The sequence below is a fragment of the Oleiagrimonas soli genome (genome assembly GCF_000761445.1).
In the GTDB taxonomy this organism is placed as follows: domain Bacteria; phylum Pseudomonadota; class Gammaproteobacteria; order Xanthomonadales; family Rhodanobacteraceae; genus Oleiagrimonas; species Oleiagrimonas soli.
This window is the reverse complement of the sequence record NZ_KN196470.1, coordinates 2,589,358-2,601,568: the sequence shown is the minus strand read 5'-3', so window position 1 is coordinate 2,601,568 and position 12,211 is coordinate 2,589,358. Positions and strand designations below refer to the sequence as shown.

Sequence of the window (12,211 nt, the reverse complement as noted above, 5' to 3'; positions counted from 1 at the left end):
GCAACAATCGTTTCGCGGCTTCTGTGCATTACCGGCTTGCTGGCGAAGATGTCGCGGTTGCTGGTGCGACAAGCGTGGGTTCCGGCGATTGCACCTTGCGTTTCATCGCTTCGATTTGCTTGATGTCTTCGGCATTGATCGCCCGATCATTGACTAGCCAGCGACGAAGTCGTGGCAGGCGTGCGTAGTCTGTGTCTTGCAGAGCGGCAATGGCTTGATCATACAGGCCGGCACTGACGAGATACTTGGCTTTTAGGCGGGGAATTTCGGCGTCCGGGTCTTGAGAATAGGTCAGATCCAGCTCATGGATGGCCAAGTCCAGGTTTCCTTTGCTTACGGCCCAAAAGTGTTTTTGATAGTGCAGGAAGCCAGCGGCAACCGAATCTTCGCGATAGGCCGGATTAGCCAGCAGCGTATCGGCGAGACGCATCCAACTCGACGGATTTAGGGAGGGGCAGTGATTTGTGAAGGCCAGTTTGCGTAATGGCTCCATGTTTTCGAAGCCTCCTCGGTCAAAAGAGGACTTGCGAAGGATGGCGTTCAATTGGTTGATGTCAGATGTTTTCAATGTGCCTTGTATACATCGCAGATATACGCGGTTCTCGGCGAGTACCGAATTGTTCGGGTAACGTCTTGAGATCGTGCGGATAACCTGAAGTGCGGAATCGATCTGGCCATGCTTGAACAGGCGGTCGGCTAGGAAGGTCTTGGCTCGAATCGAATTTGGTTGATCGTTTGCCCAAGTTATCGCCAAGCGGTCTTCCGAGGTATATACGCGCGCACTGAGCGATGTCGTGATACAGCAGGCCACCAGCCATAAACCCAACACTGTAAAAATCGCTTTTTTACGTCCGTTTTCGTGCATGCTAGCCACGGCTAGGGCGATTGCCATCACGATGCCGATGAGTGGCGTGTAGTTGCGGTGTTCGAAATAGAGCTCCAACATCACGCTGGAACTTTCGAGCAGTTGCCCACCGAAATACCACAGCACGGCAAGAGCAAAGAGTGGCCAGCGACGCCTCTGTAGGAAAGCCGTTGTAACGAGTGCGAGAATGATTATCAGCGCGGGGAGGGTGGTCCATGGCGAAAGCAGGTTTCGCGAGATCGCGTATCCGTCGTGGTACAGCCCGTAGATGCCAAAGCGCGGCAGAAAAATCTTGCTCAGATAGTCGAGCAGGATGCGCGGCTCGGTCAGCAGGCGTTCGCCAATGGTGAAATGGCGAATGCTCGGCTGCCCCCACTGGAGGAAAGCCATCCAGAGCAGATAGCCTGCCACGAATAGCACGGTGGGCCAGATCAGCAGACGTCGCCACCAGCGCAGGCGGGCGGGAAGCCGTTGCACGGTTCCTCGCAAAATCGTGGCGTCCAGAACTAGGGCGTACAGCGGAAGTAGGATGCCATTTTCCTTGGACAGGAATGCCAGCATCATGCATACGCCGAGGCCGATGAACATCCATGCGCCGCGTTTTGCGGAAGTTTGATGCTCGCTTAGAAGTCCGCGCAGGTAGGCCAGCAAGCCGAGTAGTACGAACATGGCCATCAGCAGCGTCATGCGTTGCACGACCAGCATGACGCCCGAGAGCTGGATCGGGTCGAGTAGCCAGATGGCGGCAGCGAGTGTGGAAGGTATCCACGCTCGGGTTTCGTCTATTTTCCGTTGCCTCAGCCAATCGCGAGCGACGCGCTGCGTGATCAGGTAAACCAGTGCTCCGCAGATGAGGTGGAGGAGAAGGTTCACTAGGTGGAACGGGAAAGGGTGTTCGGGCCAGCTCGACTTCTGCAGCAGAAAGCTGAGCATGGCCAGTGGGCGCCCGGGAAAGCTTCTCGGTTGCGATAGATAGATGCCAAGATCACGCCAGCTGGATACGTGGTCGATGCTGGTCAGTGCGGCTAGATTGGGGATGTCGTCGAACAGGAACGGCCCATGTAGCGATGGCCAGTACAGCACTGCGGTGACGATCAGTACTGCGGCGAATGCCAGCCAGCGATACTTCATGTAGATGCGTTCCCAGGTCGTGTCGTGACAACTAACGCGCCCAGCGCAACGCCAGGCAACAGCGGAAAACCCTAAACTTTTGTCGGATTAATTACTAGGTTTCGGTACGATGTTCAGCGGCAGACTTGCGGCAGATAGGTGACGGGGGCGTTGCTGCTGCAGGCCCATTCGGCGTTACCGCCGTTCGGCGTCATAGTGAAGGTCACGGTCTTGCCGCGAAGCTTTTGGGCAACGGTATTGCTGCGCATGAGTGCAGTAATCAGGCAGCCGTTCGATCCTGAGGTGACGGTGGCGCCTGCGACATATCTGCCGCCGTAGCTCGCGGGGCTGAGAATGCCGCCAACGCCGGCACTGGGGCATGCCCCCGTCTGGTGTTGATAATCCGCTACGTCCGCCTTTAATCCATCGATGGTGGTGAAGGCTTCGCTGAGTTGCGACTTGCCCAGGGAGTTCTGATAGACGGTGATCGATATGCTGGTAAGGATCGCGATGATCGCTACGACGATCATCAGTTCGATCAGGGTGAAGCCGCGTGCTGATTTCATGGATTGATTCCTCCCCGGATATCTATGGAGAGCAGCAAGCCTTGTGCCAGATTACCGGGGAATGTGTGTGTGCATCACAAATAAAGAAAGCCCCTCGATCGAGGGGCTTTCTTGTACAACACAGGTCGTGGCCCAGATTACGGGCGGCAAGCCTGCGGCTTGTACTTGTCGGCAACGCCGCTGGAGCACTGCCAGGCGAACGTGCCGCCCTTGTCGTCACCGGTGAACGTGACCGTCGCACCCTTCAGCGGGGCGGAGATCGAGCCCGCGGTGGCCTTGAAGGTCACGGTGATGGTGCACGGACCGGTGTTGCCGCCAGTCTGGGCGGTGGCAACGTACTTGCCCGCGTAGCTGGTCGTGGCCTGGATGCCGCCGGTGCCGTTGGCCGGGCAGGAGCCGGTCTGGTTGAAGTACTCGACGATCGGCGTCTTCAGGCCGTCGGCGACGGTCTGCGACTCGGAGAACTGCGACTTGGTGATGTAGTCCTGGTACTGCGGGATGGCGATGGCCGCCAGGATGGCGATGATCGCGACCACGATCATCAGCTCGATGAGGGTAAAGCCCTTTTGCGTCTTCATGGTGATTCCTCTGTTTTAGCTAGCTATGAATCTGGTGATGCCCCTGAGCTCCGGTCCCGAATCCCCCTAGGCGGGATCGGCCCGCACCACATGTCAGGAATGACCAGAAAGCTCACGGGAAACGCAGCATGAAGCATGCCATGTTCCCCGCACCCCTATTGCCTCATGGTTGGAGGCACGACGATTGTGCCCGTGGTCACGAAACGCCACAAGCGTTAGTGGGCGCTTTCGTTTTGCATTCGGGGGATTGATGTTTTTTTATGCAGATCATGACGTGTGGGGGCATACACTGACAAAAAACGTCACATTCGATGTGACGCTGCGCTGTAACCATGGGTGGCTGAATTTCTCGTCGTGCGCATGGAGGCGGGAGCGGAGACGAGTCGGTTGGCTGCTGTAGCGCGAAGGTTCTAGTGCGAGAGGCTGCCATCTGTATCCCCGGCTTGCTGCGCTTGCGCCACGACCGTCCGCAGCTTACCGTTCCGGATAGTTTCCCGGGGACTTTCCGAACATGATCAAGCAGGCGTTTCTGGCGCTTTCGCTTTGCGTTGTCTTTTTTCAGGCTTCGGCCGCCGACAAGGCCAGCGACAAGCATCCTTTCAACGTGCGCGATCTGGTGATGCTCAAGCGCGTCAGCGATCCGCATCTGGCACCCGATGGCGGCACGGTGGCCTTCTCGGTGCGCAGTACCGATTACGCGGCCAACAAGGGGCGCTACGCGATCGACGTGCTCGATCTGAACAAGCACGACGCGACGCCAAGGCAACTTGTCGACAACGCATCCAGTCCGCGCTGGTCGCGGGATGGCAGTCGCGTCTACTTTCTCTCCTCGCGCTCGGGCAGCAGTCAGCTGTGGTGGATCTCGGCGCAGGGCGGTACTCCCGTGCAGGCCTCGAACTACCCGCTCGACGTGACCACGTTCAAGCTGTCGCCCGATGGTCTGCATGTGGCCGTGACGATGGACGCGTTCACCGATTGCGCGACGCTGTCCTGTACTCGCAAGCGCCTGGATGCGCGCGCGGCGGACAAGGCTAGCGGCACGCTGTACACCAAGCTGTTCGTGCGGCACTGGGATACCTGGTCCGACGGCCGCCGTTCGCAGCTCTATGTGGCTGCGCTGGACGGCAGCGGTAGGGCGATGGGCGAGCCGGTGCACATCAGCCGCGGCATCGACGGCGACATTCCGTCCAAGCCGTTCGGCGATGACGGCGAGTACAGCTTCTCGCCGCATGGCGATGCGCTGTACTTCGATGTGCGCATCGCCGGTCGCACCGAACCGTGGTCGACCAATTTCGACATCTATCGCGCGCCCGCCGACGGTTCGGCGCCGCCGAAGAATCTGACGGCGGCGAACAAGGCCTGGGACGGATGGCCGGTGGCCTCGCCCGATGGCAAGAGTCTGTATTACCTGGCGCAGAAGGTGCCGGGTTCCGAGTCCGACCGCTTCGCCATCATGAAGATGGATCTGTCGACAGGCGAGACCCAGGAACTCGACAAGGACTGGGATCGTTCGCCGGGCAGCCTGTCGATCTCCAGCGACGGCAAGACGCTGTTCGCGACGGCCGATGACGAGGGGCAGCATCCGCTGTTCGCCATCGATGCGAACGATGGCGGCGTCGACCAGATCGTCAGCGACGGTCACGTGGGCGGGTACGACGTCGCGCTGGGCATCAACCGCATCGTGCTGGTGCGCGACAGTCTGGTGGCGCCGGGCGATCTGTACGTCGCGCGCACCAATGGGCGCGACCTGGAGCAGGTCACGCACGTCAACGCGCAGGCGTTGGCCAAGGTCAGCATGGGCGAGCCGCGCTGGTTCACCTTCAAGGGTTGGAATGACGAGAAGGTGCAGGGCTACGTGGTCACGCCGGCGGACTTCGACAGCGACAAGACCTACCCGGTGGCCTTCATCATCCACGGCGGTCCGCAGGGTGCCATGACCAACAGCTGGAGCTATCGTTGGAATCCGCAGACGTACGCGGGGCAGGGTTTCGCCGTGGTCACGATCAACTTCCACGGTTCCACCGGTTACGGGCAGAAGTTCACCGACTCGATCTCGGGCGACTGGGGCGGCAAGCCGCTGGACGACCTCAAGGCCGGCTGGAAGTACGCGCTGGACAAATACGACTTCCTCGACGGCGACCGCGCCTGTGCGCTCGGCGCCAGCTACGGCGGCTACATGGTCTACTGGATCGCCGGCGTGTGGAACAAGCCGTGGAAGTGTCTGATCGATCACGACGGCGTGTTCGACGCCCGCATGATGTACTACGCCACCGACGAGCTGTGGTTCGAGGAGCGCGAGAATGGCGGCATGCAGTTCCAGGTGCCGCAGAACTACGAGAAGTTCAATCCCATCGACCACGTGAAGGATTGGCGCGTGCCGATGCTGGTGGTGCATTCCGCGCACGATTACCGTATCCCGCTGACCCAGGGGCTGGGCGCGTTCACGGCGCTGCAGCGACGCGGCATTCCTAGCGAGTTCCTGACCTTCCCGGACGAGAACCACTGGGTGCTGAAGCCGCACAACAGCGTGCAGTGGCATGACACGGTCAACGCCTGGCTGAAGCGCTGGACGCCGGAAACCGGCAAGTCGAAGAAGAAGCAGAGCTTCCTCAAACGCATCATGTAAGCAAGCGTGTTGTTTTTAGCGAAGACGCCCGGTCGTGAAAGCGGCCGGGCGTCTTCGTTTGTGGGGTGTCGAGAGCGACGTCGATCAGAGCTGCCCCATCAGCAGCTGCATGCCGAGGCTGCTCAGAGCGACCGCCGCCCACACGCCGAGACCCAGCAGGATCGGGCGCACGCCGGTCGAGAGCATGCGGCGCAGGTCGGAAGACAGCCCGATCGCCGTCAGCGCCATCACGATCATGAACTCCGCGCCGGCGTGAATGACCGGCCCCCAGCTGTCCGGCACCACGCCGCTGCTGCGCAGGGCGGAGGCGACCACGAACCACAGGATGAACCAGGGGAAGATGCGTCGCAGGCTGAAGTCGGAGCGGTTGTGCTTGTGGTGGCGACGGATCTCGATGGCCGCCAGCACCAGGCACACCGGGATGATCAGCGTGGCGCGGGTCAGCTTGACGATGGTGGCGTAGTCGCCCGCCGCCTTGCCGTAGGTGTAACCGGCGGCGACCACCGAAGAGGTGTCGTTGATGGCGGTGCCGGCCCAGAGGCCGAAGCCATGCGCGCTGAGATGCATTAGATGCCCCAGCGCCGGAAACAGCAACACGGCGACCACGTTGAACAGGAAGATGGTGGAGATGGCGAACGCGGTTTCGTGTTCGTCGGACTGGATGATGGGCGTCGCCGCGGCGATGGCCGAGCCGCCGCAGATCGCCGTGCCGATGCCGATCAGGGTCTTCAGCTTGGACGGGATGCCGAGCAGTTTGCCGAGCAGGGCGGCGGACACGAATGCCGCAGTGATGGTGACCATCGTCACGCCGAGCGAAGACGCGCCCGTGCGCAGCACCTGATGCAAGCTGAGGTTGAGTCCGAGCGCGATGATCGACCACTGCAACACCTGCTTGCCGGCGACGCGGATCCCCGGCTGAAACATGGCGGTCGGCGCGCGCAGATTGCGTATCGCGATACCCAACACGATGCCGATGACCGGCCCGCCGATCAATGGCCAGAGATGCCCGAGTCCGAGAGCCACCAGGGCGATAGCGGCGGTCAGCACAAGCCCCGGCCAGATCGTGGGGCGGTGCGCGTTCGAGGCGGCATGTGTCTGTGGGGTGGCGGTGGGGCTCATGGCGTTCATGCGGATATCTGCGGGAATGGCAACGCAGAGATTCTTGCAACCGAGGCAGAAAAATAAAATTGATTAATCATTATTCATGGAATAAATTTTACTGATGATTTCCTACACGCCACGCCAGTTGCAGGCTTTTGTCGCCGTTGCCGCCGAGGGCAGCGTTCGACGGGCTGCGGAGACGGTGCACTTGACCCAGCCGGCGCTGAGCATGGCGCTGGCCGAGTTGGAGCGGCAGCTCGGCGCTTCGCTCTTTGATCGCGAGCGCGGACGGCTGCATCTCAGCGCGCAGGGGCGCGAATTGCTGCCGCTGGCGCAGGAGATTCTGGAGCGCATGCAGGCGTTGCAGCAACGCGCGGGCGCGACCGACGACCGGCTCAGCGGCACCCTGCGTCTGGGGGCCAGCAACACGGTCGGCAACTACCTGGTCGGCGATCTGCTGGGCGATTTCGTCGCCGCCTATCCCGAGGTCGCGGTGCAGCTGACGGTGAACAATACCGACGCGATCGTCGCAGGCGTGCTCGAGCATCGCCTGGATCTGGGTTGTGTGGAGGGCGAGGTCGCGCATCCGCAATTGCAGACGTCGCCGTGGCGCGAGGATGCGCTGGTGGTTTGTGCGCGTCCGGATCATCGTCTGGCGCGCAAGACGCGTCTGCGCGCCGCCGATTTCCGCGACACGCGCTGGATCGTGCGCGAACCCGGTTCGGCCACGCGGGCCATGAGCGAACGCATTCTGGCCGAATTGCCGGAGCCGCGCGTGGTGCTGGAACTGGGACAGATCGAGGCGATCAAGCAGGCAGTGAGCGCGGGACTCGGACTGGCCTGTCTGCCGCGCGTGGCGGTGGGCGACGCCGTATCGGCGGGACGATTGGTGGTCCTGAAGACGCCGTTTCTCGCCCTCGGCCGTCATCTGTCGCTGGTGACTCACCGCACGCGCTATCGCGGACCGGTGATGCAGGCCTTCCTCAGCCGCGTGTCAGGTTCGGGCTGAAGCTGTCCAGCAGGGCCGCGACTTCCTGACTGGAGCGTGCGCGCAGCAACTGCGGCGACAATTTGCGCAGGCGCGCGCGTTCGAGTTGGCCGATGCGGTCGCGGACTTCCAGCATCTGCGTCGGATGCATGCTGAAGTCGGTCAGTCCCAATGCCAGCAGCAGCGGCGTGAGCAGCGGATCGCCAGCCATTTCGCCGCACAGGCTGACCGGCTTGCCGGCGCGCCGGCCGACGCCGATCACGCGCGCGATCAGGCGCAGCAGCGCCGGCTGCAGCGGGTCATAGAGCGTGCCCAGCGCGTCGTTGTTGCGGTCGGCCGCGAGCACGTACTGGGCCAGATCGTTGGTGCCGATAGCGAAGAAGTCGGCGTCGTCGAGCAGCGTGTGGATGCCGATGGCTGCCGCCGGTACCTCGATCATCGCGCCGACTTCCGGCAGCTCGGGGAGCGTGTGCCCGGCGTCGCGCAGGTCGCGTGCGCAGATGTGCAGCAGCGAACGCACCGCGCCGAGTTCGTCCGGCGTGGTGATCATCGGCACCAGGATGCGGATCGGGCCGTAACTGGTGGCGCGCAAGATCGCGCGCAGCTGCGAGGCGAACACCGCCGGATGCCGCAGCGACAGGCGCACGCCGCGCACGCCGAGCGCCGGGTTGTCTTCTTCGCGCAGGGCGATGCCGGCGTTGTCGGCCTTGTCCGCGCCCAGATCGAGCGTGCGGATGGTGCAGGGCAGGCCGCCCATGCCCAGCACCAGATCGCGATAGGCGTGGAACTGTTCGTCCTCGCTGGGCAGTCCTTTGCTGCGCAGGAACAGGAATTCGGTCCGGTACAGGCCGATGCCGCTGGCGCCGAGCGCGCGCGCCTGCGCCACGTCCGGCGCCTGCTCGGCGTTGGCGAACAGGCGGATGTCGACGTTGTCGCGGGTGCGCGTGGGTTCCTTCGCCAGCGCGGCCAGGCGGCGGCCTTCGCGCGCGGCTTCGCGCTGCCAGTTGCGGTAGCGGGTCAGGTCCTGCGCGGTCGGGTGGATCACCGCCTCGCCGGCTTCGGCGTCGATCAGCACCAGGTCTTCGTCGCTGATGGTGCCGAGCGCGTCGCTGGTCGCCACCAGCATCGGCAGGTTCAGGCTGCGCGCGAGGATGGCGCTGTGCGAATACACGCTGCCGCCGGCGGCGACGATGCCGAGCAGGCCATGACCGGCCAGGTGCGCCATGTCGCCGGGTGCGATGGTGTCGGCGACCAGGATCTCGCCGACGCGCGCGGCCAGTTTGCGTTCTTCCGGGCTGGTTTGACGCAACAGCACGCTCATGACACGGCCGATGACCTGGTCGATGTCCTCGCGCCGGCTGCGCAGATAGGGGTCGTCCATCGCCTCGAACACTTCGCCGAGGCGGTCGGCCTGCATCTTCAACGCGGCGCTGGCGCGGTAGTGACCCTTGCGGATCATGTCGTCCAGGCCGCGTATCAGTTCCGGGTCTTCCAGCAGCAGGCTGTGCGCGTCGATGAATTCACCGACGTCGCGGGCCAGTGCGCCGTGCAGTTTCTCGCGTAGTTCGATCAATTCGGCGCGCGCGGCGTCAATGGCGGCGTGCAGACGCTCGATTTCCGCCTCGACCTCGTGGTCGTCCAGCGGACGGTTGTCCACGTTGAGCTTGCTCGGCTTGACCAGCCGGGCGCGGCCCAGTGCCATGCCGCGCGAGGCGGCCGTGCCGGCAAGGACGATTCTCATCGGTGCGCGTCCTCCGGGCGGAGCCTTTCCGCGCGCCGTGTCGGCGAAATGTGCAGGTTGCGCGCGCGCATGCTCAGCCGCCCTCGTCGAACTTGCGGTCGAACAGCTCGACGACGGCGTTCATGGCGGCGTCCTCGTCCGGACCGTCGGCGCGGACGGTCAGGGTGCTGCCGAGGCCGGCCGCCAGCATCATCACGCCCATGATCGACTTGGCGTTGACCTCGCGCCCCTGGCCGACCAGCATCACCGTGGATTTGAAACCGTTGACCAGCTGCACCAGCTTGGCCGAGGCGCGGGCGTGCAGGCCCAGGCGGTTGGAGATGACGATGTCCTTCTCAAGCATGGTCGATGAAGATTCCTCGGCGGCCGCCGCTGGCGGCGATCTCGGCCAGTTCGGGCAGGGGTTGGTCAGCGTAGTTCATGACGCGCAGCAGCATCGGCAGGTTCAGTCCGGACACGCAGCGCACGTGCGCGCCGAGGTTGCTCATGGACAGGCCGATGTTGCACGGCGTGGCGCCGTACAGGTCGGAAAGCACCAGCACGCCGTCGCCGTCGTCGAGATCGCGCAGGTAGCGGGTGGTGTCTTCGCGCGTGTCCGACACGTCGGCGTCGGCCGGCACTTCCATCGCGGCGACGCGCAGCGGCAGTTGCGGCATGACGTGACGGGCGGCGGTGATCAGCGCCGCGCCCACGGCTTCGTGCGTCATCAGCAGGATTCCGACGCTCATGACTTCAGTCCAGTTCGCGGTGAAAGGTGAGCACGTCGTCGCTTTCGGCGCGGAAGTGCTCGCTGAGACGCTCGGCCAGATAGACCGAGCGGTGGCGGCCGCCGGTGCAGCCGATGGATACGGTGACGTAGCTGCGGTCGGCGTGCTGGAAGCGCGGCAGCCAGGTGTCGAGGAAGCGCTGGATGTCGTCGAAGTACTCGCCGACCATCGGCTGCGATTCCAGGAACTCGCGCACCGGCGCGTCCTTGCCCGACAGCGGGCGCAACGTGCGGTCCCAGTGCGGGTTGGGCAGGCAGCGCGCGTCGAACACGAAATCGGCATCCAGCGGCAGGCCGTGCTTGAACGCGAACGACTCGAACAGCAGCGTCATGCCTTCGGTGGCGGCGGCGAATTCGGTCGCGATCATGCGGCGCAGCTGGTGCACGTTGAGTTCGCTGGTGTCGATGACGTGTTCGGCGATCGACATCAGCGGACGCAGCAGCTTGCGCTCGTAGGCGATGGCGTCGGCCAGCGACATGCCGCTGGCCGAGAGCGGATGGCGGCGCCGGGTTTCCGAGTAGCGCTTCAGCAGCACTTCGTCGCGGCTGTCGACGAACACCAGATGCACGATGACGCCTTCGGCGGCCAACGCCGACAGCATGCCCGGCATGCTGTCGAGGTCCTCGCTGCGCACGTCGATGCCGACGGCGATGCGGGCGTTGGCATCGCGCGCGTTGCCGTCGACCGCCTTCACCAGCTCGGGCAACAGCGGTGCGGGCAGGTTGTCGACGCAATAGAAGTTCAGGTCTTCCATCGCGCGCAGGGCGATGGTCTTGCCGCCGCCGGACATGCCGGTGAGCACGACGAGGTGGACGTCTTCCTGATGGGGGCCGGGTGCGTTCATGTTTGGGTGTTACCAGGGCGGCATGTGGCGGAGCTGGTGGGCCTGACGGTCTATGAAGGTCTGCGCCGGGTCGATGCCCTGGCTCTTCAGCATGTGGCTGCGCACGGCGGCCTCGACCAGCACCGAGAGGTTGCGGCCGGGCGCGACGGGAATAGTGAGCTTGGGCACCTTCACGTCCATCACGTCCTGATGGCTGACGTCGCCGGTGATGCGCGTCATCGCGTCGGCTTCCTCGCCTTCGCGCAGCGGTTTCAGATGGATGATGAGGCGCAGATACTTGGACATCTTCACCGCGGTGTGGCCGAACATTTCGCGCACGTTGAGCACGCCCAGTCCGCGCACTTCCAGCAGGTCGCGGATTAGCGACGGGCAGGTGCCGTCGATCACGTCGGGCGCGATCAGGGTGAATTCGGTGGCGTCATCGGCGACCAGGCGGTGGCCGCGCGTGACCAGCTCCAGGGCCAGCTCGCTCTTGCCCGAACCGGGTTCGCCGGTGATCAGCACGCCAATGGAGTAGACCTCCATGAACACGCCGTGCAGGGTCATCGAGCGCGCCAGGCTGCGCGCCAGGTAATACTGCAGCCAGGTCAGCAGTTCATGCCCGCGCTTGCTGCTCAGCCACAGCGGCGTGTCCGATTCCTCGGCTGCTTCGCGCAGGTCCGAGGGCACGCTCTGTTCCTTGCTGATGATCAGCGCGATGGGCGCGTTGGCGATGATCTTCTGGATGGTTTCCCAGCGCTGGCGCGAGTCGAGACCGTCGAGGTAGCGCAACTCTTCGGTGCCGATGATCTGCACCTTGTTGGGATAGATGATGTTGAGGTAGCCGACCAGCGACGGACGCCGCGACTGCGAACGGCTGACGTCGATCGCGCGCGACTCGCCGCGCAGACCGGCGACCCAGCGCAGCGCCATGCGCTCTTCCACGTCATCGAAAAGTTGTCGGGCGGTCAGCTGTTCCAAGGATGGCCACTCATGCGGGGCATGGTGGGCATTGTGCCAGCTTGCGGGATTGGCGTCGCCGTCGG

11 protein-coding genes are annotated in these 12,211 nt (G+C 63.5%); 2 read left to right on the top strand and 9 right to left on the bottom strand.

The window, feature by feature from the left end; all coding sequences use genetic code 11:
* Window positions 1-28: 28 nt before the first annotated feature.
* From LF63_RS11665 to LF63_RS11655, 3 genes are all read right to left on the bottom strand, one after another.
* Window positions 29-1,996 carry an ArnT family glycosyltransferase gene (locus tag LF63_RS11665; protein WP_043102013.1) on the bottom strand — a complete coding sequence of 656 codons (1,968 nt, stop codon included), beginning with the start codon at window positions 1,994-1,996 and terminating at the stop codon, window positions 29-31.
* A 113-nt stretch (window positions 1,997-2,109) separates the two neighbouring features.
* The gene (locus tag LF63_RS11660; protein ID WP_043102010.1) at window positions 2,110-2,541 is read right to left on the bottom strand and encodes a pilin; all 432 of its coding nucleotides are present in this window, start codon (window positions 2,539-2,541) and stop codon (window positions 2,110-2,112) included.
* 137 nt (window positions 2,542-2,678) lie between these two features.
* On the bottom strand, window positions 2,679-3,119 hold the full coding sequence (locus LF63_RS11655) for a pilin (RefSeq protein ID WP_043102008.1): 441 nt from the start codon (window positions 3,117-3,119) through the stop codon (window positions 2,679-2,681).
* Between the two features lie 511 nt (window positions 3,120-3,630).
* On the opposite strand from LF63_RS11655, the gene LF63_RS11650 reads away from it, so the two are divergent.
* Window positions 3,631-5,745 carry a S9 family peptidase gene (locus LF63_RS11650; RefSeq protein WP_052395004.1) on the top strand — a complete coding sequence of 705 codons (2,115 nt, stop codon included), beginning with the start codon at window positions 3,631-3,633 and terminating at the stop codon, window positions 5,743-5,745.
* Window positions 5,746-5,829: 84 nt separating this feature from the next.
* On the opposite strand, the gene LF63_RS11645 is transcribed toward LF63_RS11650, so the two are convergent.
* Complete coding sequence (locus tag LF63_RS11645; RefSeq protein WP_152569320.1) at window positions 5,830-6,864, bottom strand: YeiH family protein; 1,035 nt, start codon at window positions 6,862-6,864, stop codon at window positions 5,830-5,832.
* Window positions 6,865-6,967: 103 nt separating this feature from the next.
* Between LF63_RS11645 and LF63_RS11640 the strand changes: the two genes are divergently transcribed.
* Window positions 6,968-7,855 carry a LysR family transcriptional regulator gene (locus tag LF63_RS11640; RefSeq protein WP_043102003.1) on the top strand — a complete coding sequence of 296 codons (888 nt, stop codon included), beginning with the start codon at window positions 6,968-6,970 and terminating at the stop codon, window positions 7,853-7,855.
* On the opposite strand, the gene ptsP is transcribed toward LF63_RS11640, so the two are convergent.
* The 5 genes from ptsP to hprK all read right to left on the bottom strand — a co-directional run bounded on the left by ptsP (window position 7,830) and on the right by hprK (window position 12,146).
* Entirely contained in the window at window positions 7,830-9,575 is a 1,746-nt protein-coding gene (ptsP, locus tag LF63_RS11635) for a phosphoenolpyruvate--protein phosphotransferase (protein WP_043102001.1), read from the bottom strand. The two genes, LF63_RS11640 and ptsP, sit on opposite strands and share 26 nt — an antisense overlap.
* Before the next feature lie 73 nt (window positions 9,576-9,648).
* Window positions 9,649-9,918 (bottom strand): HPr family phosphocarrier protein, encoded by a 270-nt coding sequence (locus LF63_RS11630; RefSeq protein WP_043101998.1) that lies wholly within the window; start codon window positions 9,916-9,918, stop codon window positions 9,649-9,651.
* Window positions 9,911-10,303 (bottom strand): PTS sugar transporter subunit IIA, encoded by a 393-nt coding sequence (locus LF63_RS11625; protein WP_043101995.1) that lies wholly within the window; start codon window positions 10,301-10,303, stop codon window positions 9,911-9,913. Before LF63_RS11625 ends, LF63_RS11630 begins: the two co-directional genes overlap by 8 nt.
* 4 nt (window positions 10,304-10,307) lie before the next feature.
* Window positions 10,308-11,186, bottom strand: a complete 879-nt coding sequence (gene rapZ, locus LF63_RS11620; protein ID WP_043101993.1) for an RNase adapter RapZ — start codon at window positions 11,184-11,186, stop codon at window positions 10,308-10,310.
* A gap of 9 nt (window positions 11,187-11,195) precedes the next feature.
* Complete coding sequence (hprK, locus tag LF63_RS11615; protein ID WP_043103784.1) at window positions 11,196-12,146, bottom strand: HPr(Ser) kinase/phosphatase; 951 nt, start codon at window positions 12,144-12,146, stop codon at window positions 11,196-11,198.
* Window positions 12,147-12,211 lie beyond the last annotated feature (65 nt).

Excerpts from the sequence above, each read along its gene's own strand:
- LF63_RS11645 (WP_152569320.1), bottom strand. The coding sequence starts at position 6,864 with ATGAGCCCCACCGCCACCCCACAGACACATGCCGCCTCGAACGCGCAC.
- LF63_RS11655 (WP_043102008.1), bottom strand. The coding sequence starts at position 3,119 with ATGAAGACGCAAAAGGGCTTTACCCTCATCGAGCTGATGATCGTGGTC.
- ptsP (WP_043102001.1), bottom strand. The coding sequence starts at position 9,575 with ATGAGAATCGTCCTTGCCGGCACGGCCGCCTCGCGCGGCATGGCACTG.
- LF63_RS11665 (WP_043102013.1), bottom strand. The coding sequence starts at position 1,996 with ATGAAGTATCGCTGGCTGGCATTCGCCGCAGTACTGATCGTCACCGCA.
- LF63_RS11625 (WP_043101995.1), bottom strand. The coding sequence starts at position 10,303 with ATGAGCGTCGGAATCCTGCTGATGACGCACGAAGCCGTGGGCGCGGCG.
- LF63_RS11640 (WP_043102003.1), top strand. The coding sequence starts at position 6,968 with ATGATTTCCTACACGCCACGCCAGTTGCAGGCTTTTGTCGCCGTTGCC.
- LF63_RS11660 (WP_043102010.1), bottom strand. The coding sequence starts at position 2,541 with ATGAAATCAGCACGCGGCTTCACCCTGATCGAACTGATGATCGTCGTA.
- LF63_RS11650 (WP_052395004.1), top strand. The coding sequence starts at position 3,631 with ATGATCAAGCAGGCGTTTCTGGCGCTTTCGCTTTGCGTTGTCTTTTTT.
- rapZ (WP_043101993.1), bottom strand. The coding sequence starts at position 11,186 with ATGAACGCACCCGGCCCCCATCAGGAAGACGTCCACCTCGTCGTGCTC.
- LF63_RS11630 (WP_043101998.1), bottom strand. The coding sequence starts at position 9,918 with ATGCTTGAGAAGGACATCGTCATCTCCAACCGCCTGGGCCTGCACGCC.